Annotated in this window: 28 protein-coding genes; 12 read left to right on the forward strand and 16 right to left on the reverse strand. The window is 56.7% G+C overall.

Going from position 1 to position 26,702, the window contains the following annotated elements; all coding sequences use genetic code 11:
• Positions 1 to 99: 99 nt before the first annotated feature.
• The 5 genes from ACXWTF_RS08265 (at position 100) to ACXWTF_RS08285 (ending at position 7,871) form a co-directional block, all read left to right on the forward strand.
• Positions 100 to 1,653 carry a SulP family inorganic anion transporter gene (locus ACXWTF_RS08265; RefSeq protein WP_461714526.1) on the forward strand — a complete coding sequence of 518 codons (1,554 nt, stop codon included), beginning with the start codon at positions 100 to 102 and terminating at the stop codon, positions 1,651 to 1,653.
• A 104-nt stretch (positions 1,654 to 1,757) separates the two neighbouring features.
• A complete protein-coding gene (locus tag ACXWTF_RS08270) occupies positions 1,758 to 2,213 on the forward strand; it encodes a MarR family winged helix-turn-helix transcriptional regulator (protein ID WP_461714527.1) in 456 nt (151 codons plus the stop codon).
• On the forward strand, positions 2,210 to 3,334 hold the full coding sequence (locus ACXWTF_RS08275) for an efflux RND transporter periplasmic adaptor subunit (protein WP_461714528.1): 1,125 nt from the start codon (positions 2,210 to 2,212) through the stop codon (positions 3,332 to 3,334). The genes ACXWTF_RS08270 and ACXWTF_RS08275 overlap by 4 nt, the downstream gene beginning before the upstream one ends.
• A gap of 12 nt (positions 3,335 to 3,346) precedes the next feature.
• Positions 3,347 to 6,481 carry an efflux RND transporter permease subunit gene (locus tag ACXWTF_RS08280; protein WP_461714529.1) on the forward strand — a complete coding sequence of 1,045 codons (3,135 nt, stop codon included), beginning with the start codon at positions 3,347 to 3,349 and terminating at the stop codon, positions 6,479 to 6,481.
• Positions 6,468 to 7,871, forward strand: a complete 1,404-nt coding sequence (locus ACXWTF_RS08285) for an efflux transporter outer membrane subunit (RefSeq protein WP_461714530.1) — start codon at positions 6,468 to 6,470, stop codon at positions 7,869 to 7,871. The genes ACXWTF_RS08280 and ACXWTF_RS08285 overlap by 14 nt, the downstream gene beginning before the upstream one ends.
• A 27-nt stretch (positions 7,872 to 7,898) precedes the next feature.
• Here ACXWTF_RS08285 and ACXWTF_RS08290 read toward each other — a convergent pair whose 3' ends face one another.
• Together ACXWTF_RS08290 and ACXWTF_RS08295 are read right to left on the reverse strand one after the other, a co-directional pair.
• Positions 7,899 to 8,096, reverse strand: coding sequence for a hypothetical protein (locus ACXWTF_RS08290; RefSeq protein ID WP_231018395.1), 198 nt, complete (start codon positions 8,094 to 8,096; stop codon positions 7,899 to 7,901).
• Complete coding sequence (locus ACXWTF_RS08295) at positions 8,096 to 8,308, reverse strand: hypothetical protein (RefSeq protein WP_345984606.1); 213 nt, start codon at positions 8,306 to 8,308, stop codon at positions 8,096 to 8,098. Before ACXWTF_RS08295 ends, ACXWTF_RS08290 begins: the two co-directional genes overlap by 1 nt.
• 186 nt (positions 8,309 to 8,494) lie before the next feature.
• On the opposite strand from ACXWTF_RS08295, the gene ACXWTF_RS08300 reads away from it, so the two are divergent.
• Together ACXWTF_RS08300 and ACXWTF_RS08305 are read left to right on the forward strand one after the other, a co-directional pair.
• The gene (locus ACXWTF_RS08300) at positions 8,495 to 9,622 is read left to right on the forward strand and encodes a hypothetical protein (protein ID WP_461714531.1); all 1,128 of its coding nucleotides are present in this window, start codon (positions 8,495 to 8,497) and stop codon (positions 9,620 to 9,622) included.
• Between the two features lie 9 nt (positions 9,623 to 9,631).
• The gene (locus ACXWTF_RS08305; protein WP_461714532.1) at positions 9,632 to 10,798 is read left to right on the forward strand and encodes a hypothetical protein; all 1,167 of its coding nucleotides are present in this window, start codon (positions 9,632 to 9,634) and stop codon (positions 10,796 to 10,798) included.
• A gap of 17 nt (positions 10,799 to 10,815) precedes the next feature.
• Here the strand turns inward: ACXWTF_RS08305 and ACXWTF_RS08310 are convergent, their stop codons facing one another.
• The 14 genes from ACXWTF_RS08310 to nifB form a co-directional block, all read right to left on the reverse strand.
• Positions 10,816 to 11,385 (reverse strand): DUF2628 domain-containing protein, encoded by a 570-nt coding sequence (locus ACXWTF_RS08310; protein WP_461714533.1) that lies wholly within the window; start codon positions 11,383 to 11,385, stop codon positions 10,816 to 10,818.
• Positions 11,386 to 11,497: 112 nt separating this feature from the next.
• The gene (locus ACXWTF_RS08315) at positions 11,498 to 11,737 is read right to left on the reverse strand and encodes a hypothetical protein (protein ID WP_461714534.1); all 240 of its coding nucleotides are present in this window, start codon (positions 11,735 to 11,737) and stop codon (positions 11,498 to 11,500) included.
• A 10-nt stretch (positions 11,738 to 11,747) separates the two neighbouring features.
• Positions 11,748 to 11,933, reverse strand: coding sequence for a hypothetical protein (locus ACXWTF_RS08320; RefSeq protein WP_461714535.1), 186 nt, complete (start codon positions 11,931 to 11,933; stop codon positions 11,748 to 11,750).
• 210 nt (positions 11,934 to 12,143) lie between these two features.
• The gene (nifK, locus tag ACXWTF_RS08325; RefSeq protein WP_461714536.1) at positions 12,144 to 13,694 is read right to left on the reverse strand and encodes a nitrogenase molybdenum-iron protein subunit beta; all 1,551 of its coding nucleotides are present in this window, start codon (positions 13,692 to 13,694) and stop codon (positions 12,144 to 12,146) included.
• On the reverse strand, positions 13,694 to 15,166 hold the full coding sequence (gene nifD / locus ACXWTF_RS08330; RefSeq protein WP_461714537.1) for a nitrogenase molybdenum-iron protein alpha chain: 1,473 nt from the start codon (positions 15,164 to 15,166) through the stop codon (positions 13,694 to 13,696). The genes nifK and nifD overlap by 1 nt, the downstream gene beginning before the upstream one ends.
• Positions 15,167 to 15,211: 45 nt before the next feature.
• Positions 15,212 to 15,565 (reverse strand): hypothetical protein, encoded by a 354-nt coding sequence (locus ACXWTF_RS08335; RefSeq protein ID WP_461714538.1) that lies wholly within the window; start codon positions 15,563 to 15,565, stop codon positions 15,212 to 15,214.
• 101 nt (positions 15,566 to 15,666) lie between these two features.
• The gene (gene nifH, locus ACXWTF_RS08340) at positions 15,667 to 16,572 is read right to left on the reverse strand and encodes a nitrogenase iron protein (RefSeq protein ID WP_461714539.1); all 906 of its coding nucleotides are present in this window, start codon (positions 16,570 to 16,572) and stop codon (positions 15,667 to 15,669) included.
• Positions 16,573 to 16,899: 327 nt separating this feature from the next.
• Positions 16,900 to 18,408, reverse strand: a complete 1,509-nt coding sequence (locus tag ACXWTF_RS08345; protein ID WP_461714540.1) for a GNAT family N-acetyltransferase — start codon at positions 18,406 to 18,408, stop codon at positions 16,900 to 16,902.
• Positions 18,409 to 18,410: 2 nt separating this feature from the next.
• Complete coding sequence (locus tag ACXWTF_RS08350; protein ID WP_461714541.1) at positions 18,411 to 18,680, reverse strand: hypothetical protein; 270 nt, start codon at positions 18,678 to 18,680, stop codon at positions 18,411 to 18,413.
• 36 nt (positions 18,681 to 18,716) lie between these two features.
• Positions 18,717 to 18,911, reverse strand: coding sequence for a CCE_0567 family metalloprotein (locus ACXWTF_RS08355; protein ID WP_231018408.1), 195 nt, complete (start codon positions 18,909 to 18,911; stop codon positions 18,717 to 18,719).
• Between the two features lie 71 nt (positions 18,912 to 18,982).
• Positions 18,983 to 19,210, reverse strand: coding sequence for a FeoA family protein (locus ACXWTF_RS08360; RefSeq protein ID WP_461714542.1), 228 nt, complete (start codon positions 19,208 to 19,210; stop codon positions 18,983 to 18,985).
• A gap of 11 nt (positions 19,211 to 19,221) precedes the next feature.
• Positions 19,222 to 20,046 (reverse strand): GNAT family N-acetyltransferase, encoded by an 825-nt coding sequence (locus ACXWTF_RS08365; protein ID WP_461714543.1) that lies wholly within the window; start codon positions 20,044 to 20,046, stop codon positions 19,222 to 19,224.
• Positions 20,037 to 21,152, reverse strand: a complete 1,116-nt coding sequence (nifV, locus tag ACXWTF_RS08370) for a homocitrate synthase (RefSeq protein WP_461714544.1) — start codon at positions 21,150 to 21,152, stop codon at positions 20,037 to 20,039. Before nifV ends, ACXWTF_RS08365 begins: the two co-directional genes overlap by 10 nt.
• A 112-nt stretch (positions 21,153 to 21,264) precedes the next feature.
• Positions 21,265 to 22,647, reverse strand: coding sequence for a nitrogenase cofactor biosynthesis protein NifB (nifB, locus tag ACXWTF_RS08375; RefSeq protein WP_461714545.1), 1,383 nt, complete (start codon positions 22,645 to 22,647; stop codon positions 21,265 to 21,267).
• Between the two features lie 348 nt (positions 22,648 to 22,995).
• Here nifB and ACXWTF_RS08380 point away from each other — a divergent pair, with 348 nt between their 5' ends.
• The 5 genes from ACXWTF_RS08380 to clpX all read left to right on the forward strand — a co-directional run bounded on the left by ACXWTF_RS08380 (position 22,996) and on the right by clpX (position 26,691).
• A complete protein-coding gene (locus ACXWTF_RS08380) occupies positions 22,996 to 23,436 on the forward strand; it encodes a hypothetical protein (protein ID WP_461714546.1) in 441 nt (146 codons plus the stop codon).
• Positions 23,426 to 23,908 (forward strand): hypothetical protein, encoded by a 483-nt coding sequence (locus ACXWTF_RS08385; protein ID WP_461714547.1) that lies wholly within the window; start codon positions 23,426 to 23,428, stop codon positions 23,906 to 23,908. Before ACXWTF_RS08380 ends, ACXWTF_RS08385 begins: the two co-directional genes overlap by 11 nt.
• Complete coding sequence (locus tag ACXWTF_RS08390) at positions 23,908 to 24,774, forward strand: SIR2 family protein (RefSeq protein WP_461714548.1); 867 nt, start codon at positions 23,908 to 23,910, stop codon at positions 24,772 to 24,774. The genes ACXWTF_RS08385 and ACXWTF_RS08390 overlap by 1 nt, the downstream gene beginning before the upstream one ends.
• A 91-nt stretch (positions 24,775 to 24,865) precedes the next feature.
• The gene (locus tag ACXWTF_RS08395) at positions 24,866 to 25,462 is read left to right on the forward strand and encodes a ClpP family protease (RefSeq protein WP_461714549.1); all 597 of its coding nucleotides are present in this window, start codon (positions 24,866 to 24,868) and stop codon (positions 25,460 to 25,462) included.
• Positions 25,462 to 26,691, forward strand: a complete 1,230-nt coding sequence (clpX, locus tag ACXWTF_RS08400; RefSeq protein ID WP_461714550.1) for an ATP-dependent Clp protease ATP-binding subunit ClpX — start codon at positions 25,462 to 25,464, stop codon at positions 26,689 to 26,691. The genes ACXWTF_RS08395 and clpX overlap by 1 nt, the downstream gene beginning before the upstream one ends.
• Positions 26,692 to 26,702 lie beyond the last annotated feature (11 nt).

The raw sequence follows: 26,702 nt of genomic DNA on the forward strand, positions 1-26,702 counted from the left end.
GCAACGCCCGACAAAACTGTCATCTGATTTTTTCCTGATCTGCTATACAATGCCACCTAATCTTTCGGCGGCCTCCCGGCCGTCATGCAAAGGCTACCCGTGTCACTCTTTTCCAACCTTCGCGGCAATCTCTTCGGCGGTCTGACGGCGGCCGTCATTGCGCTGCCGCTCGCGCTCGCCTTCGGCGTCGCCAGCGGTCTCGGCGCGGCGGCAGGGCTTTACGGCGCCATTATCCTCGGCTTCTTTGCCGCGCTTTTCGGCGGCACGGCCACACAGATCTCCGGTCCGACGGGCCCGATGACCGTCGTCGTGGCCGCCGCCGTCGCGTCTTTGGGCGGCGATGTCGGGCAGGTCGCGACCGTCGTACTGCTCTCGGGCATCTTCCAGATCGTTTTCGGTTTCACCCGTATCGGCCGTTTCGTCCGCTTTATCCCCTACCCCGTCATTTCGGGCTTTATGAGCGGGATCGGTGTCATCATCATCCTGCTGCAGCTCAACCCCCTGCTGGGACTCCCCTCGGATGCTGCCGTGCTGCACCTGCTGGTGACGCTGCCCTCGCTGCTGCCCCAGACCAACTTCTGGGCACTCCTGCTCGCGCTGGCAGCCCTGGCCATCGTCTTTTTCACCCCGGCGCGGCTGGCCAAGGTCGTCCCCTCGCCGCTGATCGCCCTTGTCGTGCTCACGCCGGTCTCGGCACTGCTGCAGCTGCCGGTGGAGACGATCGGTACGATCCCCGCCGAACTCCCCGACCTCGTCCTGCCCGATTTTACGCTGGAGCATTACACGGTGATCGTTTCGCTGGCCTTTACCCTGGCCGTACTGGGAACCATTGACACCCTGCTCACCTCCATCGTCGCCGACTCCATCACCCGGACCAAGCACAACCCCGACCGCGAACTCTTCGGCCAGGGGCTGGGCAATGCGCTGTGCGCCCTTGTCGCCGCCGTTCCGGGCGCCGGGGCGACGATGCGGACCGTCATCAACGTCAAAAGCGGCGGTACCGACCGCCTCTCGGGCATGACCCATGCCGTGGTACTGCTGCTCATCGTCCTCTTCCTCGCACCCCTGGCCTCCCAGATCCCGCTGGCAGTGCTGGCCGGTATCCTTATCAAGGTCGGCGTCGACATCCTGGACTACCGTTTCCTGAAAGTGTGGAAAGCGAGCCCCCGCAGCGACCTCATGACCATGCTGACCGTCTTCTTCGTCACCGTCTTCGTCGACCTCATCACCGCCGTCGGCCTCGGCATCGTCCTGGCGTCGCTGCTGATCGTCTACCGTATCACCAAACAGACGCAGATCGTGCTCGAAAGCACCGGTACGGGCAGCCAGCCGGACCTCGAAGGGGAGAACGCGCGCATCATCCGCATCAACGGCGCCTTCTTCTTCGGTTCGAGCACCTACTTTGAGCACCAGGCGAACAACCTGCTCGATACAAAAACGGTCATCATCGACATTATGAACGTCCCGTTCATGGACATCACGGCGATCTTCACCCTCAAAGACCTGATCGAAAAACTGAAAACGGACGGTGTCAAAGTGATCATCGCCGCTCCCGAAGCGTTTGCCGAGAAGCTGATGCGCTTCAACCACGAAAAACGGTTCGAAAACGTCACCTTCGCCCCCTCCCTTCAAAGCGCCGTCGCGCTGATCTGACACCTCGGGGCTTTCCCCCCGAACCCCCGATGTTTTAATTTTTATCGCTAAGCGAAGCAGAAGGTTGTCTATGCAATAGTTGCATAGGTAATTAAAGGAGCCCCATGGAGTATCTACTGGATGATTCGATCGGTTTTCGTCTCAACCGTACGGCCAACATCATTCACGCCGGTTTTTCGAAATGCATCGAACCCTTAGGGATCGCACCCGAACAGTTCGCAACGCTCAAGATCATCAGCGAAGACGGCGAGATCACACAATCCGAGATCGCCGAGATGCTTGCCAAGGGCAAACCGACCGTCAGCCGCGCCCTTGACGCCCTCGAAAAGAAGGGACTGATCGTCCGCGAACGCAAAAGCGAAGACCGGCGGATCAAACCGATCCACCTGACCGAAAAAGGGCAGGAGATCCTGGACCAGGTGATTCCAAAAGCCCTGACCTTCAACAACGCCATCAAAGCCCGGCTCACCCCGGATGAGATAGAAACTTTTTTCCGTGTCCTCGACACCGTCGTCGACACCTCCGAAACCCATATCAAGCAACTAGGAGCATCATTATGAAACGCCCCCCCTTCGCCCCGCTCGTTTTCGCAGCAGCACTGCTGTTCGGAAGCAGCCTCGTCGCCGACACGGCAGCCCCCGCCGCCCCGGCCCCGCACGCCGACGCCTACGTTGTCAAAGCCGTCGCGAAACAGGACGTCGTCCTGAGCTACCCCGCGCGGCTTAAGAGCATCCGCAGTGCGACCGTCGTCTCCCGTGTCACGGGCGTCCTGCTCGACAAACGTTTTAAAGAGGGCGATTATGTCAAGAAAGGCACACGCCTCTACAAAATCGAACCCGACCTCTACCAGGCGGCGGTCAATGAGCAGAAGGCCTCTGTCATCCTGCAGGAGTCGCTCTATACGAAAGCCGAACGCGACTGGGCGCGGGCACAGTCCCTGTACAAGGACAACGCCATCAGCGTCCAGGAACACGATGCCGCGCTCTCGGCCTATGAAACGGCCCGCGCGCAGGTCAATGCGGCCAAGGCGCAGCTGCAGACCCGGGAGCTGGAGCTTGGCTATACCGACGTCAAAGCCCCCATCAGCGGGATCGCCGGCATCAAGCAGACCGACGTGGGCAACGTCGTCAACGCCGGTACGCCGCTGGTGACTATCACCCAAACTGACCCGATCTACGCCCTCTTCTCTATCCCTTCGGGCGACCTGCAAAAAGCGCGCGTCGCGAACAAAGAGGGGCGCTGGAGCTGGGGCGATGAAGGACGCCTCAAAGCCTCCCTCGATATCGACGGTATCAAGGTGAGCGGCGTCATCGACTATATCGCGCCGACGGCGGATACGCAGACGGGCAGCATCAGCGTGCGCGCACGTTTCAAGAACAGCGACAACCTGCTGCTGCCGGGGACCTTCGGTCGCGTCACCCTGGAAGGGATCAGCCGTGAGAATGTCATCATGATCCCGCAAAAAGCCGTCCTGCAGAACCCGATGGGCACCATCGTCTTCGTCGAACAGGAGGGGCAGGCAGCCGTCCGTCCCGTCGTCCTCGGCGACCCTGTCGGCAACAGTTTCGTTGTACGCAAAGGGCTCGCCGAAGGCGATAAGGTCATCGTGAACAACTTCTTCCGTGTCAAGCCCGGCGCCCCGGTCATCATCGACAAAACCGTCGATGCGGAAGGGAAATAAAGGTAACCGTTTATGTTTTCAAAATTTTTCATCGACCGGCCCATTTTTGCCTCGGTCCTCTCCATCATCGTCATTCTGGCGGGGGTCGTAGCGATCAAGGGACTGCCGGTCCAGGAGTACCCCAGCATCGTGCCGCCGCAGATCAACGTCCAGGCGGTCTACCCGGGTGCGGATGCCGAAACCCTCGCCAACACCGTCGCCGCGCCGCTCGAAGATGCCATCAACGGTGCGAAGGATATGATCTACATGACCTCGACCGCTTCGCCGAGCGGGATCCTGACCATGAGCATCACCTTCGCCACCGGCACGGACCCCTCCGCCGCCAACGTCGACGTCAACAACCGTGTCCAGGTGGCCCTGAACAAGCTACCCGAAGAGGTACGACGCCAGGGGGTCAGTGTGCGCGAACGCTCCCCGGACATGCTGCGCGTCATCGCCTTCACCTCGGAAGAGCGCGTCCACGACGCGCTGTGGCTGAACAACTACGCCCTCATCAACGTCATCGACGACATCAAGCGCATCCCCGGTGTCGGGGACGCCTTTTTGTTCGGTTCAAAAGAGTACGCCCTGCGCGTCTGGCTCAAACCCGACAGCCTCGCGGCCTATGACCTGACCGTGAGCGACGTGCTCAGCGTCATCCGCAGCCAGAACGTCCAGCTCGCCGCGGGACAGATCGGCGGCGAGCCCGCCGCAGAAAAGATGGCCTATACCTACACGGTCACGACCCCGGGACGCCTGAAGAGCGCCGATGAGTTCGGCAACATCCTCGTGCGCACCAACCCCGACGGCTCGTCGCTGCGCCTCAAAGACGTGGCCCGGGTCGAACTGGGCGCCGAACGCTACATGCTCAAGGGCACCCGCAACAAGGAACCGATGGCCGTGGCCGGGGTCTTCCTGGCGCCCGGCGCCAACGCGCTCGAGGTCGATGCGGCACTGACGAAGGTGCTCGAGGAGGTCTCCCAGAAGTTCCCCGAGGATGTCCGCTACCATACGCTCTATGACACGACGACCTTCGTCAAGACCTCCATCGAAGAGGTGCTGATGACCCTGGCCGAGGCGATCGTGATGGTCGTCCTGATCATCTACTTCTTCCTCGGCAACGTCCGCGCGACGATCATCCCTGTCCTGGCGATCCCGGTCTCCATCGTGGGGACCTTCGCCGGGCTCTATATCGCCGGCTTCTCCATCAACCTGCTCACGCTCTTTGCCCTGATCCTCGCGATCGGGCTGGTCGTCGACGACGCCATTATCGTCATCGAGAACGTCGAGCGCCTGCTGCACGAGCGCAAGGAGCTCACCGTCCGCGAGGCGACGATCGAGGCGATGCGCGAGATCACAGGGCCGGTCATCGCGATCGTCTTCGTCCTCTCGGCCGTCTTCATCCCCGCCTCGCTCATGGGCGGCTTCAGCGGGGTGATGTACCAGCAGTTCGCCATGACCATCGTGATCTCCGTCGTCATCTCCGGGATCGTCGCGCTCAGCCTGACGCCGGCACTCTGTAAGGTCTTCCTGCGCCGCGAAGAGCCCCGCCCGATCCTGCCGATCCGGATGTTCAACGCCTTCTTCGAGCGCCTCACCTCCGGTTTCAACCGCGGAGTACGCCTGACGATCAAACTGGCGGTCATGAACCTGCTGATCTTCGGCGTCCTCATCGGCGCCGGTGCCTGGATGTCGCAGAAACTGCCGACCGGCCTGGTCCCCGGCGAGGACAAAGGGGTCCTGATGGTCCTCACCTACCTGATGCCCGGTGCGTCGCTTGAACGTACCGTCGACGTCCAGAGCCAGGTCGCCGATACCCTCCTGGCCGATCCGCTGATCGAGTCCCTGGGGGCCATGAGCGGGATCGACCTCGCGACCTTCGCCTTCAAATCCGACGCGGGGGTCGCCTTTGCGCACCTCACCGACTGGTCCGAACGCCCCGATCCGAGCCAGAGCGCCGACGCGATGGCTGGCAAGTTCATGATGCAGATGATGCAGAAAAAAGAGGCAATGATCATCCCGGTCAACCCGCCGCCGATCCGCGGCATGAGCGCCACGGGCGGTTTTGAGCTCTATGTCCAGGACCGCACCGGCGGTGACCTCCTCGCCTTTGACGGGCTGATGAAGAAACTGGTCGAACAGGCCAACGCGCGGCCGGAACTTACACGGGTCCGTACGACCTTCAACGCCGGTGTGCCGCAGTACCGTATCACCGTCGACGAGGACAAGGCCAAGGCGCTGGGGGTTCAGATCTCCGATATCTATACGACGCTGGGCTCGACCTTCGGGACCGGGTACGCCAACGACTTCAACCTCTACGGCCGGACCTACCACGTCAACGTCCAGCTCGAACCCTCCTACCGCGAAAGCGTCGAGGATTACCGCGACGTTTTCGTCCGTTCAACCAGCGGTGCCCTGATCCCGATCAGCTCCCTGGTGGAGGCCAAACGCATCGTCGGTCCCAGCGTTGTGCAGCGCTTCAACATGTTCACCGCGGCTCAGCTCTCCGGGCAGCCTGCCCCGGGCTACAGTTCGGGTGACGCGATGCGCGCCATCCAGGAAGTGGCGGCAGAGGTCCTGCCCGAGGGCTATACCATCGCCTGGGCCGGGACCTCCTACCAGGAGCAGCAGGTGGCGGGCAAAGGCAACAACGCCTTCATCTTCGCCATCGTCTTCATTTTCCTGATCCTCGCGGCGCTCTACGAGAGCTGGATGATCCCCTTCACGATCCTGATGACCGTGCCGTTCGCCCTGCTCGGCGCGACGCTGGCGGTCTATTTCCGCGGGCTCGAGAACGATATCTATTTCCAGGTCGGGCTCGTCACCCTCGTCGGTCTCACCGCGAAGAACGCGATCCTGATCGTCGAGTTCGCCCAGCAGAAACTGCGCGAGGGGCTCGACCTCTACCAGGCGACGCTGGAAGGGGCTCGGATCCGTTTCCGCCCCATCGTCATGACATCGCTCGCCTTTATCGGCGGGACCCTGCCGCTGGCGCTGAGCAGCGGGGCCGGGGCGAACAGCCGCCATATCATCGGGACGACCGTCGTCGGCGGGATGGTGATGCTGACCGTGGTCGCGATCTTCTTTATCCCGCTCTTTTACTACCTGATCATGCGCCTGCGGGCCAAATTCTATACCGACAAAGGAGGCGAAGATGAACACGCATAAGCTCCTCTCCCTCGCGGCGGCCCTCTGGCTGCTCGGCGGATGTTCCATGGCGCCGAAGCTGAGCGTCACGCCGCCCGAGCTGCCGGAACAAAACGCGGCTTCGGCCGACAGCAATGCCAGCACCGTCGGCGCGACATGGTGGAAAGCCTTCAAGGACGAGACGCTCAATGCCCTCGTCGACGAAGCGCTGCACAACAACGACGACCTGAAAATCGCCGCGAGCCGCGTCGCCCAGGCGGCGGCGTCGCTGGGCTTCAGCCGCGCCGAACGCTACCCGACCCTGGACGGCGGGGCGTCGGCGTATCGTCAGAAGACCAGCGGGGAGACACTTTCGCCCTTCTCCGGGTTTAGCTACAACAGTTTCGATCTCTCCGTCACGGCAGCCTACGAGTTGGACTTCTGGGGCAAATACAAAAACCTCGAAGCGGCGGCGCGCGGTGAACTTATTGCCACCGATGCCGACCGTGAGACCGTCCGCATCGGCCTCATTGCCGGTGTTGCGGAGCTCTATTTCAACCTCGTCTCCCTGCGGCGGCAGATCACCGTCACCGAGGAGACGGTCCAGGCCTTCAAGGAGAGCTATGAGTACCGCTCCCGCCAGTTCCGGCACGGCGCCATCGACGAGCTCACCTTGCAGCAGTCCCATGCCCTCTATGCCACGGCGAAGGTCTCCCTCGCCGGGCTGCGCGAAGAGCATGCCCTCGCCGAAAACGCGATGGGCATCCTGCTGGGGCGTTCCCCCAAGGCGCTGCTCGAAGCGGCATACGACACCGTGAACGTCCTGCCCGAACCCCAGCCCGTCCCGGCCGACCTCACCTCGGGCCTGCTCGAACGGCGCCCCGACATCCTCGCCGCCGAATCGCGCCTGCGTACGGCCAATGCGACGATCGGCGTGGCGAAGGCCGCCTACTTCCCGACGATTTCGCTGACCGGCACCGCCGGCTACAGCAGCAGCGAACTGGACAACCTGCTCAACGCCTCGGCGCAGATGTGGGGGCTCGGCGCAACGCTGTACGTTCCCCTGCTCGATTTCGGGCGGATCGAGAACAGCGTCAACGAAGCGGAAGCGAAAAAAGACGAGGCGGTTATGGTCTATGCGCAGACAGTAAAAGCGGCGTTCAAAGAAGTCTATGATGCGTTGGCGAAGATCCGCGCGGCCGATGAGAAGCTCACCGCGCAGGAGGAAGCGAATACGGCACTGGAGAAAGTCCTGGGCCTCTCACAGCGCCGCTTCGACAGCGGGTACGGGACCTACCTGGAAGTGATCGACGCGAAGCGGGCCCTGCTGGCCTCGCGGTTGAACCTGGTGCAGCTCAGTGCCGCAAGGATCACGAACCAGATCTCCCTGTACAAAGCCCTCGGCGGCGGATGGGAGCGTGCCCGCCCCTAACGGGTACCGCTCTCCCGGACTGGGGTATCAGAAGTTCCCGTTGAGAAAATCCGAATCGTTGAGGACTCTCGCTTTTTCGAAGCCGTCCTCGGTCCCTTTGGGATTGGTGGAAAAACCTGCGAGCGAGCCGCAGTGCGGGCATTTGCCCTCATTGAGAAGTGCCAGCTGATCCAGGGTGATCTTCCCGTTACACTCCTGGCAGTAGAAGAAAGTCTCCTCTTCCATCAGAAGCTGCCTTCACCGACGGTAATGACAAAGTTGTCATCGACAGGCACAACATTGAACTCATGGCTGCCGCAGAAAGATTCGTTGAGCTGCTGCGCCCAGGCGCGGGCAACCATCAGAGCATTCTCCTTGTCATCAAAGGTTTTGATCTGCGGCATATTCTGACGTCTGGCACATTTACACATTTTTTCTACTACAACATGGTATTCCATCTGCAATCCTTTTTTTGAGTTCCTCTTATTCTGCATACCCCGTTCCAGAAGCCCCCTTTCACATCACCCCTATTCTTGAATGCACCATTTAGAATGGGATCAATATAAATGCATAATATAACTCACGATAATATTCCGCCCCTCAATACCAATTATCAAGGAATACTTTTGATTCGAAAAAGTCTCATGATTATGCTTTTCGTGTTGTGGCAGAGCGCCCAGGCGTCGACGACAACGGACCTGCAGGGGCTCGTCACCCAGGGCGAAACCCTCAACGGCGAACTCGCCGCGTTCAGTTTTGCCCAGGAGGGTTCCTGCAGCGAACTCGGGACACTCAATACCTCTGTCAAGGAGTATATCGCCTCGATTCAGATGGTGTACACCCATATCCCCTCTCCCTATTCGGTCACTGTTGACGACCTCGACTCCCTCGACAGCCTCTCGGCGCTGGCGCTGCAGATGGCCCGAAACAGTTTCCGCATCTCCACGGGTCTGCAGACAAGCGGCAGCTGCTATGAACGCTCCAATTTCGAGCTGCTCACGGCGGCGATGCTCCGCCTCTCTGACGATATCGGGACCATGGCCGACCGCATCCTCGAAATGGCGGACCGCATCCTTGTCATGGCCGACAATATCGGCATCATGGCCGACCGTATCCTCATCACCCAGCAGCTGCAAAACAGCAATGTCCGCCTGACACAGGCGTCCGTGCTGCAGACGCAGAACAATATGATCAGTCTCAGCGAAGCCCTGGCGCCGGAGATCTATGACGCCACGCTGTCCGGGCTCATCACCAAAAGCCAGGCACTTGCCGACGCCATGGCGGCAACGACCCTCGCTGAGTCGACGATGGACGTCCAGCTGCAACAGCTCGAAGCCAACGCTTCGCGGCTCATGATCTCCACGAAGAACCTCTACGAGTGGGCCGCCAAAAACAACCAGCTTGCGGTCATGGAACCCGGCGACGGCACTCTGACGATGTTCGGCGACCTCTCCCAGATCCACCAGAGCATGGGCGACAGCCTGCAAACCTTCGCGACCGCCATCGAAACCCTCTCCGATCAGACCGATTCTGAGGTGTTGAACGCGGCGATCGCCAGCATGCTGAAGCTCAGCTACGACGTCGGCACCATGTCCAACCGCATTATGGAGATGTCGGACAAGGTCATCGTCATGGCCGATAACATCGGCATCATGACCGACCGTATCCGCCAGACCCAGGAGCTGCAGCAGGGAAGCTTCGAGACAATGTTCCACTCCATGTTCAGTGCTCAGAGCGCCATGATCACCCTGTTCCAGTCCATGAACCCCTAAGGAGGCACCGTGAAAACATTCAAAAACCCTATGAAAACCCTGCTGCTTTTCGGCGCCCTGCTGGCCGCTTCGCTCCCGCTCAATGCGGCGTTGCTGACCGACCTGCAAACCGCCGATGCGAATGCCGCCGCCTTCAAGAGCCAGCTCGAAGCGATCAACCTCAACAGCGACAGCGTCTGCGCACCGCTCCTTCAGGCGAACAGCGCAGCGCGCGATCTCGTCAACGAGATCAGCCGTATCGACGCCGGTCTTGCCGCCCCGCTGCAGGTCGACGCAGACGTGCTGACGGCGCTTGACCAGTACACCCTGACGGTCCTCGGCCTCGCCAACGAAGCACTGCATCTCTCCACGGATCTGCAGATGTTCTCCTCGTCCATGAGCGCCGCCACCCTGAACGACGGCATCACGGCCATGCTCCAGCTCTCCGACGACATCGGGACGATGGCCGACCGTATCGGCGAGATGGCGGACAAGATCCTGATCATGTCGGACAACATCGGCCTGATGGCCGACCGCATCCTCGAGACCCAGCAGCTTCAAAATGACAACGTCGCGCTCACACAGTCGACCCTGCTGCAGACGCAGAAAAACATGCTCGCACTGGTATCGGTAATGCAATCGAACAGTTTCAACAGTCAACTGGAGGGGCTGAAATCGAGCGGCGACTTCCTGGCGCAGCGCATGGATGCCGTCAGCCTGACGCCGTGGACGATGTCTATGGAGCTCGAAGCCGTCTCCTGGGATGTCCGTCAGTACCTGGGCGAAGTCGAATCCGTCTACAGCGATATCTCGGCGAATGCGGTTCATAACAGCTTTTATGTCTCCGCGGACACCCTCGCCGACCTGGGCGATCTCGCCCTGATGCTCCGCTCGCTTTCGACAGCCGTGGACGGCTATGTCGTCGCGATCGGCGGTATGGAGTCCATGACCTCCGATCCCACACTCTACACGTCGCTCAAAAGTATGCTGCAGCTCTCTGCCGATATCGGGGTCATGGCCAACCGCATCCTCGAAGAGGCCGATCTCATCCTGGCAATGGCGGATAACATCGGGCTGCAGGCGGACCAGATTCTTTCCACCCAGCAGTCAATGAACATGAACATCGCCACCGTGCAGGCGTCCATACTCGCCGCGCAGCAGATGACGATCACCCTCTTCGCGCAGCGGGGTCTCTAAGGCTTTTCCACGCGGTATTATCCCTGGCCGGTGCCGGTCAGCACGACGCCGAGCGCCAGGACCCCCAGCATAACACCGAGGAAGATCAGCAGATTGATGATGGCCGCCACGACGATGACCCAGGTGTGGTAGCCTCCGAGCTGCTGCATCGTCGCGATGCGTACCTGGGTATCCGTCGAGGCGGCTTCTGCTCTGCGCTGCAGCTCCCGGTAGTTCTTATAGACAAAATAGGGGGCGGTCCCCCCCGCGATGATCATGAAGAGCAGTGTACCGATAATGCCCAAAGGCAGGAACGAGAAGAGTATCGCGGCACCGAAGTAGCCTATGGCCGCCAGGTAGGCTTTGCGGTAGAGCAGGAACCAGAAGGTGACGAAGAAAGCCCACCAGGACCAGCTCCAGGCAAAGCTGTCGACGCCGTTTTGATTGAACTTGGCGAAGGTGCGTTTGTACCACGCGAACTTCTCCGGTTTCTGGACAAAAGCGCCCAGCATCGCGTCATCATAATGGATGCCCGCCGTATGCTCCTGTTCAGACGCCGCCGGCGCCTCTTCGCTCGTTTCCGCTTCCGTATTCGGTTGGTTTTCCATCACATTGACTCCTCGGATCATCCTTGTTTCACTTGGGCGTAAGCCCCTTGAAGGGCTTTATGTTATCAGAAAAAGCATTTAATATCGTGAATGAGCGGTAAAAACACTGCCGCTAATAAAGCTCGCACGCTTCGACAAAACCGCCCTCTTCGACGGAGATGACAAAGTTGTCGCCCGTCTCTTTGACGTCGAAGCCGTGTTTGCCGCAAAAGCTGTTATTGAGGGTATCCGCCCATTCGTACGCGTGCTCCTCCGCCTCTTCGCGGCTGTAGAAGCTTCGAATCTGCTCGAGATCCCTTTTTTGCGCGCAGCTGCAGAGCTTTTCGACGACGACGTGGTACTGCGCAGGCATGGGAGTGTTCCTAGGAGAGTTTGCTGTTGCTGGAGATCAGGTAGAACTGGTCTTTGAGTTTGTTGAGTTCCCGGATGACGAGGTCGTGGTGTTCATCGCTGAGCGCGTAGTGCTGCTCCATAAAGTCGTAAAGCTTGTCGATGTTGGTGTAGATCTCTTTCATCAGATTTTCCTTGATCTTGTCGGAAACGGCCATTCGTGGGTCCTTTTTTCCGCAACTTATGCAAAAATCGTACTTGAAAGATGAGTGAAAGAGCGCTCCCCGAAGGGAGCAACATGAATTGAGGAGAGAGAAAGTCGGGGGTCCGAAGAAGACGCCCCGGTGCCGCCCCAGCGGTCCGAACCGGCCGTGGGGCCGCGGCGAAACTCAAAAAAAACAGGTATCCCTCTCCCCGGGGGAAGAGATTTAGCGGATAAGGTCGAAGAAGTAGTCCGTCGTAGCGATACCCTTCGTCTCTTCGTCGAGCTGATCAAGAACTTTGTTCGTGATCTGAGTGAGCATGTTGAGCGCACCTTCGTAACCGCTCAGAGAGTAGCGGTGCAGGTGGTGACGGTCAAAGATCGGGAAGCCCATGTAGATGAGCGGTGTACCCGTATCACGCATCAGCTCTTTACCGTAAGAGTTACCGATCATGAAATCGACAGGCTCTGTAAAGAGGAATGAACGCATGTGCCACAGGTCTTTACCTGCCCAGACGTTCAGGTCGTCTTTAGCCGGTGAAGTGTCGAGAAGCGCACGCATCTCTTCTTCCCAGCCGCGCGGTGCATTGTGGCACAGTACGTGTGTCGGTTCCGCACCCATTTCGAGCAGGAAGGAAACAACTCCGATCAGGAAGTCAGGGTCGCCCCAGATCGCGAATTTCTTACCGTGCATGTATGGGTAGCTATCCTGCATTGCATCGACCAGGCGCTGGCGCTCGATCTTCAGTTCTGCCGGGATTTCGTTACCGGTGAGCTCGGAAAGCTTCATGATGAACTCGTCAGTCCCTTTAAGGCCTACCGGGTTACATGTTGTGCTCTCTTTGGACTTCCAGCGCTTCTGAACCATTTTCATGGTTTTCGGCGTCGCGTATTTCTGCAGAGAGATTGTCGCTTTGGAGTTGATACAGTCAGCTGCATCTTCCAGTTTCGTACCGCCGGCGAACATGTTGTACTCACCTGCAGGCATGTCCCACTGATCAGAGTGGTCGCCAAGCATGATGTAGTCTGCACCCATCTTCTCTACGATCGTTTTGACCGCGCGGATAGAACCGATGTACGTTTCAAAGCCCGGGATGATATTGATGCGGTCTTTGACCTCTTCAGTTTTCTTCCCTTCAGTGAGCTGCTGCATCGTACCGTGCATCATGTTGTCGTAACCGGTAATGTGGCTACCGACGAATGACGGAGTGTGCGCATACGGGATCGGGAAAGATTCCGGAAGGTCAACACCACCGTCTTCCTCTTTCGCTGCTGTAATGAACGCGTAGAGGTCGTCACCGATGACTTCCGCCATACAAGTTGTGGAAACCATGATCATGTCCGGCTTGTAAACTGCTGCACAGTTTTTCAGACCGTCTTTCATGTTGACCAGACCACCGAATACCGCCGCGTCTTCTGTCATGGAGTCGGAAACACAAGGAGTCGGCTCTTTGAAGTGACGTGTAAAGTAAGAACGGAAGTAAGCAACACAACCGTGGGAACCGTGAACGTACGGCATCGTGTTCTCGAAACCGAGAGCAACCATGACAGCACCGAGGGGCTGACATGCTTTTGCCGGGTTGACAGTGATCGCTTCACGCTGGAGGTTCTTTTCGCGGTAGTCCCACGTTGTCGTCCACTCAGCTACTTCGGCGACTTTTTCTTTGTCGATGGCGCCCCAGGCACCCTCGAACTGTTTTTTGTTTGCCAGGACATCCCGGTACTCAGGATGCTGGAAAAGGTTTTTACCGTTGTCGATTTTATCTACGTTCTGCATTACGCTTCTCCTTCCGTTTCCCAAGGTGCTTTGCTATATCCCCATACCGGAGAGTTGATCGCGAGGTCCATGTCGGCCGCGAAGATCGCAAAACCGTCGAATCCGTGGTACGGACCGCTGTAGTCCCAAGAGTGCATCTGGCGATACGGCAGACCCATTTTCTGGAAGACGTATTTTTCTTTAATACCAGAAGCAACGAGGTCCGGCTGAAGTTTCTTGACGAACGCTTCGAGCTCGTATTCGTTAACGTCATCGTAGATGACAGTTGAACGCATGATCTCGTCTTTTGTACGTTTGTAGTCATCGTCGTGTGCGAATTCGTAACCCGTACCGATAACTTCCATACCGAGGTCTTCGTAGGCACCGATAACGTGACGCGGGCGGAGACCACCGACGAACAGCATGACTTCTTTACCTTCGAGGCGCGGCTTGTATTTGTCGACGACCGCATCGATCATCGGCTTGTACTTCGCGATAACCTCTTCACATTTCGCCTGGATCTTCTCGTCGAAGAATGCAGCGATTTTGCGCAGAGATTTGTACGTCTGAGTCGGTCCGAAGAAGTTGTATTCAACCCAGGGGATACCGAACTCTTTCTCCATGTGACGGGAGATGTAGTTCATAGAACGGTAGCAGTGCAGGAGGTTCAGTTTAACCTTCGGCGTCTGTGCCATTTCTTTGAGCGTCGCATCACCTGACCACTGAGCCGTGACACGCAGACCCATCTCTTCGAGAAGGATACGGCTTGACCATGCGTCACCACCGATGTTGTAGTCACCGATGATCGCAACGTCGTACTCAGTCGGCTCGATAGCGTCACCCAGTGTTTCAACGTTACCGTCGAAAACGTAGTCACGGACAGTGTCGTTCGCGATGTGGTGACCCAGAGACTGAGAAACACCGCGGAAACCTTCACAGTTAACCGGAACGATCGTGTTACCTGTTTGCTTCGCATAAACTTTAGAAGTTGCGTTGATGTCGTCACCGATCAGACCGATCGGACACTCAGACTGGACAGTGATACCGTTGTTCAGCGGGAACAGCGCGTCGATCTCTTCGAAACAGACAGCCAGTTTCTTGTCACCGCCGAAGACGATGTCTTTTTCCTGGAAATCCGAAGAGAAGTTCATCGTAACGAATGTATCGACACCGGTTGTACCGATGTAGTAGTTACGACGGCCGGCACGTGAATACTGACCACAACCGATCGGACCGTGAGAGATATGAACCATATCTTTAACCGGACCCCAGACAACACCTTTAGAACCGGCATAGGCACAACCACGCTGGCTCATGACACCCGGAACAGTTTTCTTATTCGAACGGACGTTACCGCACGTCTTTTGGCTTTCATCCTCCGGTGAACCTACACCGAGGTGTTTAGCACGATTTTTTGCAGCTTTAGCCGGGTACGCTTTGAGTACCTCTTCGATCGCTGCTTTCTGTTTTGCTTCCAATGATTCTGGACCCATAATATCCTCCTCTATGTCTTTTAAAGAATCTATAAATTTAGTTGATTACGCTGCCGTAATACGGAACTGAGCCATAGAGTCGAATTTCTTACAAAGGGCCATAGTCTCGTCGTCTGCTGCATCGAGACGCTTGGAGAGCTCTGCAATTTGATAGCGGTTTGTATAGATCATGTAGTCAGACTCAGCCGTTGTAGCGTAATGTACAAGTGCTTTGAACATGAACGTATCTTTGTTCGTATAAGAAAGCTCTTCTTTTTGGCCTTCGCGGCTTTCCATCATCATTTTAATTTCGCTGACGCTGCTGAAATCAACGCCTGAGTTATCCAGTTTTTCAACAACTTTTTCGTCCGGGATAGTATTTCCCATGTCTGCCGGGAAGTGGAAACCAAGAATAAACATATTAATTCTCCTTCTTTGTCTGTTTTTTTCTTTTCATTATGAGAATTTTTATTCCCCCGAAGGGGAAAACGCATCTTTCAACCAAGGAAAGCCAAAGGCGATTACGCTTCTGCAGCCTTACCAACGTTTTCTTCGTCAGCCTCTTCTTCAAGACCGTATTTCATCAGAAGGTCTTCGAGGTCGTCCATCTCGAGCGGAGTCGGGATGATTTTCATGTCGTTCGCGATGATTTTGCGAGCAAGTTCTTTGTACTCAAGAGCTTGGTCAGAGTTCGGGCTGTATTCAACAACCGTCATACGGCGAAGTTCAGCGTGCTGAACGATGTTGTTACGCGGTACGAAGTGGATCATCTGAGTGCCGAGGTCTTTTGCCAGCGCGATTGCCAGGTCATACTCTTTGTCAGTCATACGAGCGTTACAAACCAGACCAGCAAGGCGAACGCCACCAGTGTTTGCATACTTCAGAATACCTTTGGAGATGTTGTTAGCAGCGTACATTGCCATCATCTCACCAGACATAACGATGTAGATTTCCTGAGCTTTACCTTCACGGATCGGCATAGCGAAACCACCACAAACAACGTCACCGAGAACGTCGTAAGAAACGAAGTCAAGACCTTCTTCTTCGTAAGCACCCTCTTCTTCGAGGAAGTTAATTGCAGTAATAACACCGCGACCTGCACATCCAACACCCGGCTCTGGTCCGCCAGACTCTGTACAGTTGATCCAACCGCCCGGTGCGTCAGGAGCAAAAATACCTGCACCCGGTTTCATTGCATCTTCGAGTTCGAGGTCCTCAACAGTACCCATTTCAGCAGCGAGCTGCAGAATTGTAGACTGTGCTTTCTCGTGAAGGATCAGACGAGTTGAGTCCGCTTTCGGGTCACAACCAACGATCATGATGTTCTTATCAAAGTAGTGAGCCATAGAGGCCAGAGTATTTTGGGAAGTAGTAGATTTACCAATCCCACCTTTACCATAGAATGCGATTTGACGAAGTTCAGCCATTTTTTTCTCCTTGTAGATGTACTTCGCCGTAGTTGATGCATGATGCGTTCCCGGTTTTTTGAGTAACAATTCCTGACATTTCTAAAAAAGTCGGACAACAACAGGAAAAATGCACAAAATTGTAAGAATAGGATTTGCAGCACTCCCAACATTTTGTCGTAAAACGCTCCAAAGTACCTGTACAAGGGGGTTTGAAGGGTTTTGCTACTGAAAGGAATTCTCAAAATCAGCTGCGACACCCGAGCTTCAAAATTGTCGCAAAGAGGACAAAAATTGTCGCAAATACGACAAAGTGCCGGAAAGCCCCCTGGATTGGGGCTTTGAAGCTTAAATATTATTTTTAAAATGAAAGACGGTGAGATTGGTGCGGCGGAAACCGCGGCGGGTGTAGAAGTGCAGTGCGTTTTCATTGTCGATATCCGCGGCGAGCTGGATCCGTTTGTAGCCGTACGACTGCGCCATAAAGCGCATTTTGTTGATGAGCCGGCTGCCCACGCCCATCTTGCGGTACTCCTGCAAAACGACCAGGTCTTCGATCTGCCCGACAAAGTCCCCTTCGGCACTGGAGATGAGGCGCTGCATTGTCAGCATGCCGACAACCTTGCCCTCGTGGCGTGCGACCAGCAGGTCGGTCCCTTCGTGGGCGTAAAGCTTCGTAATCCCCGAGAGCTGCTTGTCGAAGTCGATCTCGAAGTCCTGTTCGATCGCAAAAAGCACCCCCAGCAGCCCCGCCATATGCGGCAGATCCTCCTGCGTTGCCGGCTCAATGGTGATCCCGGTCTTCATATTGATGTCGCAGATCTCCGGGTGGAGCACTTCGATGACAAGCTTCGCATGCTCGTTGAGCGGGTTGTCGCCGATATAGAGGGAATTCAGGCTTTTCATGTTTGCCAGCTCCTCGGGAAGGTCGACGATGGCGTTGCCGTCGATGTCGAGTTCGTACAGCTCCGTATAGCGGCTGATCGATTCGGGCACCTCGGCGATGGCGTTGGAGGAGTAGCACAGTGACCCCAGGACAGTCGACGGCAGTATCGGGAAGGCCGTCAGTCCGCAGCCGTCGCAGGAGAACGCCCGCAGGTAAGGGGCGAAATCATCCACGATCTCCAGCGTTCTGAGATAATTGTCATCGAGTGTCAGTACCTCGAGCTCTTCCAGGCCGTGCAGCGTCATGTGGTTGATACGGTTCGAAGCGAGGTTGACCGATTCGACCCCGAGGGTAAAAAAGGCTGGATCAATCGTCTCGATACGGTTGTCGGAGAGGTCCAGCTCCAGCAGGGAACTGAGGTAGGCCGCTTCCGGGGGGATGCTTGTGATCAGGTTCCCCTCCAGGTTCAGCCGCTCGACCGACGTGAGCTGCGCCAGCATCCCGGAAAGCTCTTTAATATAGTTGGTCGAGAGGTTGAGGGTGCGAATCTCGTTGGGGACACTCAGGCAGTCGGCGAAGCCTTCGAGGACGTTGCCGCTGAGATCGAGAACCCGCAGCATGGTGAACCGGGTCAGTTCGGAGACTTCGCTGATGCGGTTGCCGCTGAGGTTGAGCGAACGGACGGGGAGCGCTCCCAGGAGGGCAGGAACGGCTGTAAAGGCGTTGCGACGCAGATCGACGTTGCTCAGTTTCGTCATCGACGCCATGGATTCGGGCAGGGAGGAGAGTTTGTTGTTGCCCAGGTTCACCGCGACCAGTTCGCGCAGCAGACCGAATGCTTCAGGCAGCTGCTGCAACCCGCGGTTGCTCAGATCGAGGCGCTTCACCTCCGCGGGGGTTTTGATCTCCGATGAAATAGCCCGCTGTTCCATCAGCCAGGTGCGCAGGGTCTCCCATTGCGGTTCGGACATTGTCACGCTCCTTCCGCCAGGCGGCGTATCCGCTCGAGGCGCTGTTCAATCAGGTGTTCGATCTCTTCAAAATCATAGGTACCGAACTGGTTCATGTCGTACAATTTTACCAGCGCCGCACGGCAACAGCTCTTATTGCATTCGGTCACGAGTTTTTTTGCTTTTTTAAAGGGAAGGGAGGTGTTTTGAAAGATGTCGATGGCCTCGGCCACGTTTTTTTCGCCGCATTCGCAGATCTCCATCTGCAGGATCTCTTCTTTAGTGCGCATCATAATCCTCCGCGGGACGGGAGTCCTGGGCGGGAGGGATCAAAGACCGTTTTCAGTCTTGAACGTGTTGGCTTCTTCGACGGCAACGCGAAGTTTTTCACTCAGTTCCGGCATTTTGACGTAGTCGGTCCAGAGCGTATCTTCAACGATATCATGGATCTCAGACGCGATCTCGACCGCCAGACGTTTGCGCTTGGCCAACTCTTTTTTCAGTTCTTTAGCATCAGCTGACATTCTATCTCCTTGTTCGAGGTGGTTCGGGCCCCTCTGCAAACACGACCGAAATCGTCTTTGCAAAGGGGCCCTCAGGCCACCTTGTGAACCTCGATCAGGGCGGCTTCATCCTTGCGGAGGCCGACCAGGGTACGGTTGATCATCACCTGGACGGTGCTTTTGAACCAGCCGTAGTGTTTGACGCAGATACGGGCGTCCTTGGTCAGCCCCATCGCGATCAGCCGGGCGCGAAGCGCGGCATTGACGTTGAGGGCATCGACCGCTGCTATCTCACCGACTTTCATCTGCAGTAAACACATTTCGGGCTCCTTTAAAGTGAAAATGCGTAAATGTTCTCGAACTTAACCGAGTTGCCGCCCTTGCTCATATGGACGAACTTCTGTTGCTGTTTGAAGTGGTACTTCTCATAAAGATCCACGACCGGCTTCACCCCGAGGGGGACGTCGGCAAAGACCTTTTTGAGCCCCCGGAAATAGAGGACCCCTTTCATCATCTTCTCCGCTTCGTCCTCATGCCCTTCGCGAACCTGCCAGGGGCCAAGGTAGACGTGGCGGGCGTTCACGACGCTGGAGTGCTGAAAGGCATTGGGCAGCGTGAACTTGAGCGAACTGGTGCGCTCCATCTCGTCCAGGAGGAACTCCAGGCGGTTTTCGCCGAAGGTCTCATGGTCGATGACGGAGATGGCCGACTCGAAGTTGCCGCCGTCCAGTTCCTTGGCGTGGGCGTTGGTAAAGTTGAACGGTGGCACCTTGCCGACATTGATAAAACGGCCCACCTCCATGTTCGATTCGAAACCGTGGGCTTCAAAGAACGGCACGAGGTCCGGGTTGGCATGGAGATAGATCTTGCGGAAATCGTTCTCCAGTACCCCCAGCAGCGTCTGGAACAGGCGTTTGCCGATTCCCTTCTTCTGGTACTCCGGACGCACCATGAAATACTTCATCTGTGCCGTCTCGGAAAAGCCGATAGCCATGATCGCCCCGACAAGTTTGCCCTCTTCATAGGCACCGTAACACAGATGCGGCGAGTGCATCATCATCAGTTTGATATGGTAGCCGTCAGCAAGCCAGCCGACGGTATCGGCAATCTTGACCAGTTCACTGACGTCTGCGAATTTAAGCCATCCTATGAACATTGGCTCTGCCTGTAAAGAGATACGAGCTCCATGTCGTCAAGGACCTGCTTTCGTGACGTGACGATTTCGCGGATCCGTGGCAGCAGTGAGTGCAGCGCACTCTTTTCGGCAGTGATACCGAGCTGTTTGAGATGGTACATGACCGTGCCGGTCCCCGAATGTTTGCCGATGGGGAAGGCGCGAAGCCCCCCGACCTCTTCGGCATCAAAGGGTTCGTAGGCGCGGCTGTTTTTCATCATGCCGTCGGCATGAATACCGCTCTCGTGGGCAAAAAGGCGCTCCCCGACAATGGGGGCGTTCGGCGCAATAGTCACGCCCGCCGCCTCGGCGACGATGCCGATGAGCGAACGCATCTGCATCGCGTCGATGTGGCGGGCATCGCCGTAAAGGTGTTTCAGCGCCATCGAGATCTGTTCAAACGAAGCGTTGCCTGCGCGTTCGCCCAGACCGATGACCGTCGTATTGACGCTCTGTGCACCGGCATCGAGTCCGCTGAGCGCATTGGCATTGGCGAGACCGAAATCATTGTGCGTGTGCATTTCGATCGGAAGGAGATTGAGGGAAACCAATGCCTTAATGGCGTCATAGGTACGTGTCGGTGTCAGAATCCCGACAGTGTCGCAGTAGCGGAAACGGTCAGCGCCGAGCGTATGGCCCAGCTGCATCACTTCGGCGATAAAGGCGAGGTCGGCACGGGAGCTGTCTTCGGCTCCGATGCAGACATAGAGTCCTTCGCGTTTCGCGGCCAAAATGACTGCCTCGAGTTGCGAAAGCATCCGTTCCTTGTCACCGCCGAACTTGACGTCGATCAGAATATCCGAAACGGGGATGGAGAGGTCAACGGCCGACACGCCGCAATCAAGTGACGCCTCCAGATCGCGCATCGTCGCACGGTTCCAGGTCATCATCCGCGCCCCAAGCCCCAGGGCCTGAAGTTCACGGATATCCTCCTGTTCGCGCGTTCCCATCGCGGGAATGCCGATCTCGAGTTCATCGGCGCCGCACGCATCAAGCGCACGGGCGATCGCTATCTTTTCAGCGGTGTTGAACGCCACATAGGGCGCCTGCTCACCGTCACGTAACGTCGTGTCGTTGATATAAGCCATTTCCATCCTTCACCTTCGTCAATTCGTCTCATCCGACGCAAATGCGAAAGCATTTGTCTGCTTATTAGCGGCCTGGCGCTGCTGCCCGCCGAGGCGGGGATACAGCGATTGCTCAGTTCGCTTCCATCTCCTCGGGGAGATTGAAGTATTTACGCGTTGCTTTCAGGACGGAAGCTTCCATCGGCTGATACGCGTAGCTCATGTCGGCAACGAGGCCCGCTGCTTTGAGGTCATCCTGCGGACAACCGCCGATCTTCGCCGTGAGGATCAGTTTACAGTCTTTGAGTTTGTCGATAATCGCATCGATCGGATTCGTACCGTCCGGACCTGCGCAGTACTCGTAGTCGAGTTTGCGGTGGTGGATGAAGCGGATACCGAGGTCGCCTGCTTCATAGATGAGGAACTCTTTGACCGAACCGAAGTGCTGGTTGATCATCCCTTCGCCCGCTGTCGTAACGGCAACAAGGATCGTCTGACCGTCAGAACTGAGGTCTGCTTTCTCTTTACGGACACGCTCATTCGCTCTGTCAAGGAAGAAGCGGAACTCTTCGATCTTGGCGTGGGCCTCTTTACGGCCTTCAACGTTGTAGTGGTCTTCGAGGGCGTCGAAGCTCATTTCAGCGAAACGTTCTTTCGTGAATTCCGCACCGCGGTCTTCACCGATCAGACCGACGGCATCGGCGCGGCACTGGCGGCAGTGCTGCATCAGTTTCATATCCATACCGCACGCTTCCTGGACTTCCATCTGCTGCTGATCCGTCGCGGACGGTACACCGTCGAGGGCGAATTTCGTACCGAATTCCGGCTCGGAGATGATCGGCATGATGTTGTGGAGGAAGACACCGATCTCTTTGAGTTTCTTGGAAACTTCCGGCAGGTGCTTGTCGTTGATACCCGGGATCAGAACGGAGTTCGCTTTGATGAGGATACCGTGCTCAACACACTTTGCCATACCTTCGAGTTGCTTCTCGAGCAGGATGCGTGCCGCTTCTTTACCGTAGATACGTTTGTTGTTGTGGTAGATCCACGGATAGATCTTCGAACCGATCTCACCTGTTTCGTCGACAGAGTTGATCGTGACCGTAATGTGGTCGATGTCGTATTTGACCATTTCATCAACGAAGTCCGGCAGGGCGAGACCGTTCGTAGAGAGACACAGTTTCAGGTCGGGCGCTTTTTCGCGGACCATTTCGAATGTCTTGAATGTTTTTTCCGGATTCGCAAGGGCGTCTCCCGGACCGGCGATACCAAGAACACTCATACGCTGAACTTCACCGCCGACGAACATCACCTTCTTAACGGATTCTTCCGGTGTCAGGCGTTCACTTGTAACTCCCGGACGGCTCTCGTTGGAACAGTCGTATTTACGGTTACAGTAGTTACACTGGATATTACATGCAGGTGCAACAGCAACGTGAATACGTGCGTAGTGGTGGTGGGCTCCTTCAGAGTAACATGGGTGATCGTGGACCTTTTCTGCAATATCAGCTGGCAATGCTGATTCTGTTGGGCTTGAACCGCAGCTCATTTTAGCTCCTTTAATAGATGTATAGGTGTGACGAACCTGACCTTGCATCATGTAGCTACAATCATATTCTGCTGCCAATGTTGCAAACCCTATTCCAGCCCTTTTCCGCGTCAGTGGGCTACCACCACCGACAATCTCGACAATTTTGTCCCCTCCTCCCCCACCACAGTGCACTGCAACATTATTAAATAGCATCTCATACATAAAGGCGCATTTCCGTCAAAGCCCCGGTGGGCGGGGAACCCCCGACTGGAACGCATCTTGCAATTTGGGCTGCAAGTACGCCTGTTTCCGGGCGACGGTAAAGGAAAACCTATGAAGATCGCTGTCCCGTTCAGTCAACAGCTTGAGCTCTATCGCGATAACCCTTCCACCGCCCCGAAATTCGGCATCTATGAAATCGTCATGGAAAAAAGCCGGGTCGGTATCTCACTGCTGAGCGTTGAGATGAACCCGTGGTGCAAAACCGCATGCGGTCTCTTTGACACCTCTTCGACACAGTGCACCTGTGACGAAGAGCGTCAAAAGGACATCCGCCACATCACCGAACACTACGCCCTGCTCGAAGTCCTCGGCGGCTGCAGCTACCTGCTGGCCGACCGTTTCTGCGACAACACCAAGCGGGCATTGACCAACGGCGGGATCCACCTGTTCAAATTCCCCTCCGTCATCCGCACGACGGAGAACGCCATCAAAAATTTCATCATAGGAGCTTCGCTTGCAAATACAGTTGAACACGTCTACTATGCGTCTTGAAGAGCTGCCGCTTGATATCGGATACGCGTCCGAACAGGTCACGCTCAAAACCCCGGAAGGGACGGCACAGACCGTCGGGGGACAGGACGGGAAGACCCAGCTGATCGTTACGGCCCCCTTTATTGACGAGGCGCTCATCGCCGAGCTGCAGAGCATCGGCCAGGCACTCCCCGAAGGCGACGGCGTCGATGCATCGCTGATCGTCGCGGCAACCGCCCACGAGGACCCGAAGGTCGACGGCTTCCGTTTCCTGCTTGACAGCGACGAAGAGTTTGCCGACTGGTACGGTGTACGCCTCAGCGGAGAGCCCCTCGAGGGGGAGCTGACAAAAGCCCTGTTCATCATCTCCAAGGATGGTGCACTCTTTTATGATGAATTTGCCACAAACCTGAACGATCCGTTCAACGCCGAAACGGCCGTACGGAAAATCTACGCTGCGCAGGAATGCTATACCGGAAAAGGATGCCACTAATGAGCGAAACAATGACGACAACAGAGACCAAAAACTACAGTGAACTGATCGAAACGATCAAGAAAGAGATCCGCAACCAGACAACCGTCCCCTACTTCGGACTGGGAATCTTCAAAGGGATCACCACCAAAGAGGGCGAACAGATGCCCTTTGATTCGGACAGTATGATCCTGATGATGAACAACGGCCGTGCCATGAGCCCGCGACTGATGTTCGAATACTCCCGTGCCGCCATGCACCTTGAGCAGCGCCGCGGCGTCGACTATATCCAGCAGATGACCAACTGGATCTACACCAAGGAGTTCGAACCGACCCCGCTGCACAAAGCGATCCTCAACATGTCGCCGCGCTACATCATCGACACCAACCGCGATGCCAAACTGCAGGAGATGCTCGCGTTCGAGCCGCATACGCTGATCATCGGGAAGTCCCGTATCCTCGACAACGACTACCGCTACGAGATCTACGAGTGGGATGTCGAGAACAAGAAGTACTTCCAGGTGGATGAAGAGGCCCTCGACGATGCCCAGAAGATCATCTTCAAGCCGATGGGCTCCCCGCTGCCGGATCCGAGCTTCGTCATCTCCGACGCCGACTACGTCGACTGGCTCACCGAGGCGATGGGCGGGTTTGCCGTCCCGTCCGTGCTCAAAACCTACCGCAAGACGAAAAAGTACCTCTTCATGGGAACCTATTTCGACCGCGATACCGACCGGATGGTCGCCAACGAACTGACGCACGATCTTGAGGGCGGTTACTTCATTACCGACCAGGAGCTCGGCAAAAAAGAGAAAAAGTTCGTTGAAAAACACAACCTCGAACTGATCGAGATGACTCTCGAAGCCTTTACAGAGGCCTTTATCTAATATCAACACCTGCCCCACGCGGGGCAAACGATACTCAATCTCGAGCGATCGCTTAGCGGGATGACGCGGCGAAGCCACACAAAGGAAACTTATGCCATACATACCAACCGTAAAAGACAGAACCCCCCGGGGCGAACGCTATTTTGACCTTTTTTCCAAACTGATGGGCGACCGTGTCGTCATGATCACCGAACCGATCGATGACCATATGATGGGGATTATCGTCTCCCAGCTGCTTTATCTTGAAGCCGAAGATTCCGAAGAGCCGATCCACATGTATATCAGTTCTCCGGGCGGTTCGGTGATGGCGGGCCTCGCCATCCTCGACACCATGCAGCTGATCAGCGCACCGGTCTACACCTACGGTCTGGGGATGGTCGCCTCCATGGCCGCCGTGCTCTTTACCTGCGGCGAACCGGGGCACCGCTACGTGCTGCCCAACGCCGAAGTGATGATCCACCAGCCCCTGGGCGGTGCGCAGGGCCAGGCCAGTGATATCGAGATCCAGGCCAACCACATTATCAGCCTTAAAAAGCGCCTCTACAAGATCCTCTCCGATGCGACCGGCGCGTCGGTCAAAACCATTGAGAAGGCCAGTGACCGGGACAACTATTTTGTCGCCGAAGATGCCATCAAATTCGGTCTGGCGGACCAGATCCTCAATGCTATTACGAAAAAGGAAGTCTGATGAGTACCAAAGAAGAAAAAACATGTTCGTTCTGCGGACGTAAGCAGAGCGAAGTGAAAAAAATGTTTTCCTCGGAGAACACCAATATCTGTAACGAGTGTGTCACGACCTGTTCGAATATCCTCCAAAAAGAGGTGCGCTACGAGCAGCAGGAGAAACTGCACCAGGAGCTGCCGAAACCCGCGAAGATCGTCGAGTTCCTCGACAAGTACATCATCGGGCAGGAGGATGCGAAGAAGGTCCTCGCCGTCGCGCTCTACAACCACTACAAGCGGATCGAAAACCCGGTCTACAATAATGTCGAGCTGGAAAAATCGAACATTATGCTGCTTGGACCGACGGGGAGCGGTAAGACGCTGCTCGCCAAATCCCTGGCGAAGATCATGAACGTCCCCTTCGCCGTCGCCGATGCCACGGCCCTGACCGAAGCGGGGTACGTCGGCGAAGACGTCGAGAGCATCCTCTCCCGCCTCCTCGCCGCGGCCAACTACGACATCGAAGCGGCCCAGCGCGGGATCATCTACATCGACGAGATCGACAAGATCGCCCGTAAATCCGAGAGTGCGACCATGGGCCGCGACGTCTCCGGCGAGGGTGTCCAGCAGGGTCTGCTCAAGATCCTGGAAGGCAGTGAAGTCTACGTCCCGGTCAAAGGGAGCCGCAAGAACTCCACGACGGAGACCGTCCTCTTCGATACGACGCACGTCCTCTTCGTCTGCGGGGGCGCCTTCGTCGGCCTCGTCCCGGACAAACACACCAAGCGCACCAACAAGGTCGGCTTCGCCAAGGTCCAGAAGAGCGAAATGGCGGCGGACTTCAAAGTCGACCAGCGCGCCCTGGTCCACTACGGTATCATCCCCGAGTTCATCGGGCGTATCCCGGTCATCGCCCAGCTGCGCGAACTGACCAAAGACCAGATGGTCCAGATTCTCCAGGAACCTGACAATGCCCTGATCAAGCAGTTCCAGGCCCTCTTCGAGATGGACGGCATCAACCTGGAGTTCGAAGACAAAGCCCTCGAAGCGATCGCCCAGCAGGCGATCGACAAAGGGGTCGGTGCCCGCGGTCTGCGCGGGATCATCGAGGAAGCGATGCTGCCGCTGCAGTACAGCTGTCCCTCCCGGGAAAACCTCGAGAGCGTTACGATCACCGAAGCGGTCGTCGCCGATCCGACGGCTGAACCGATCTATACCTTCAAAAAAGAGGAAAAAGAGAGCGCCGAAGCGTAATCCTCCTTCCC

This window comes from Thiomicrolovo sp. ZZH C-3, from assembly GCF_054862725.1.

Excerpts from the sequence above, each read along its gene's own strand:
- nifK (WP_461714536.1), bottom strand. The coding sequence starts at position 13,694 with ATGCAGAACGTAGATAAAATCGACAACGGTAAAAACCTTTTCCAGCAT.
- nifH (WP_461714539.1), bottom strand. The coding sequence starts at position 16,572 with ATGGCTGAACTTCGTCAAATCGCATTCTATGGTAAAGGTGGGATTGGT.
- ACXWTF_RS08275 (WP_461714528.1), top strand. The coding sequence starts at position 2,210 with ATGAAACGCCCCCCCTTCGCCCCGCTCGTTTTCGCAGCAGCACTGCTG.
- ACXWTF_RS08270 (WP_461714527.1), top strand. The coding sequence starts at position 1,758 with ATGGAGTATCTACTGGATGATTCGATCGGTTTTCGTCTCAACCGTACG.
- ACXWTF_RS08315 (WP_461714534.1), bottom strand. The coding sequence starts at position 11,737 with ATGCCTGCGCAGTACCACGTCGTCGTCGAAAAGCTCTGCAGCTGCGCG.
- ACXWTF_RS08285 (WP_461714530.1), top strand. The coding sequence starts at position 6,468 with ATGAACACGCATAAGCTCCTCTCCCTCGCGGCGGCCCTCTGGCTGCTC.
- nifD (WP_461714537.1), bottom strand. The coding sequence starts at position 15,166 with ATGGGTCCAGAATCATTGGAAGCAAAACAGAAAGCAGCGATCGAAGAG.
- ACXWTF_RS08335 (WP_461714538.1), bottom strand. The coding sequence starts at position 15,565 with ATGTTTATTCTTGGTTTCCACTTCCCGGCAGACATGGGAAATACTATC.
- clpX (WP_461714550.1), top strand. The coding sequence starts at position 25,462 with ATGAGTACCAAAGAAGAAAAAACATGTTCGTTCTGCGGACGTAAGCAG.
- ACXWTF_RS08295 (WP_345984606.1), bottom strand. The coding sequence starts at position 8,308 with ATGGAATACCATGTTGTAGTAGAAAAAATGTGTAAATGTGCCAGACGT.
- ACXWTF_RS08390 (WP_461714548.1), top strand. The coding sequence starts at position 23,908 with ATGAGCGAAACAATGACGACAACAGAGACCAAAAACTACAGTGAACTG.
- ACXWTF_RS08385 (WP_461714547.1), top strand. The coding sequence starts at position 23,426 with ATGCGTCTTGAAGAGCTGCCGCTTGATATCGGATACGCGTCCGAACAG.
- ACXWTF_RS08350 (WP_461714541.1), bottom strand. The coding sequence starts at position 18,680 with ATGATGCGCACTAAAGAAGAGATCCTGCAGATGGAGATCTGCGAATGC.
- ACXWTF_RS08280 (WP_461714529.1), top strand. The coding sequence starts at position 3,347 with ATGTTTTCAAAATTTTTCATCGACCGGCCCATTTTTGCCTCGGTCCTC.
- ACXWTF_RS08365 (WP_461714543.1), bottom strand. The coding sequence starts at position 20,046 with ATGTTCATAGGATGGCTTAAATTCGCAGACGTCAGTGAACTGGTCAAG.
- ACXWTF_RS08345 (WP_461714540.1), bottom strand. The coding sequence starts at position 18,408 with ATGTCCGAACCGCAATGGGAGACCCTGCGCACCTGGCTGATGGAACAG.
- ACXWTF_RS08310 (WP_461714533.1), bottom strand. The coding sequence starts at position 11,385 with ATGGAAAACCAACCGAATACGGAAGCGGAAACGAGCGAAGAGGCGCCG.
- ACXWTF_RS08380 (WP_461714546.1), top strand. The coding sequence starts at position 22,996 with ATGAAGATCGCTGTCCCGTTCAGTCAACAGCTTGAGCTCTATCGCGAT.
- ACXWTF_RS08320 (WP_461714535.1), bottom strand. The coding sequence starts at position 11,933 with ATGGCCGTTTCCGACAAGATCAAGGAAAATCTGATGAAAGAGATCTAC.
- ACXWTF_RS08300 (WP_461714531.1), top strand. The coding sequence starts at position 8,495 with ATGATTATGCTTTTCGTGTTGTGGCAGAGCGCCCAGGCGTCGACGACA.
- nifV (WP_461714544.1), bottom strand. The coding sequence starts at position 21,152 with ATGGCTTATATCAACGACACGACGTTACGTGACGGTGAGCAGGCGCCC.
- ACXWTF_RS08360 (WP_461714542.1), bottom strand. The coding sequence starts at position 19,210 with ATGTGTTTACTGCAGATGAAAGTCGGTGAGATAGCAGCGGTCGATGCC.
- ACXWTF_RS08395 (WP_461714549.1), top strand. The coding sequence starts at position 24,866 with ATGCCATACATACCAACCGTAAAAGACAGAACCCCCCGGGGCGAACGC.
- ACXWTF_RS08290 (WP_231018395.1), bottom strand. The coding sequence starts at position 8,096 with ATGGAAGAGGAGACTTTCTTCTACTGCCAGGAGTGTAACGGGAAGATC.
- ACXWTF_RS08355 (WP_231018408.1), bottom strand. The coding sequence starts at position 18,911 with ATGTCAGCTGATGCTAAAGAACTGAAAAAAGAGTTGGCCAAGCGCAAA.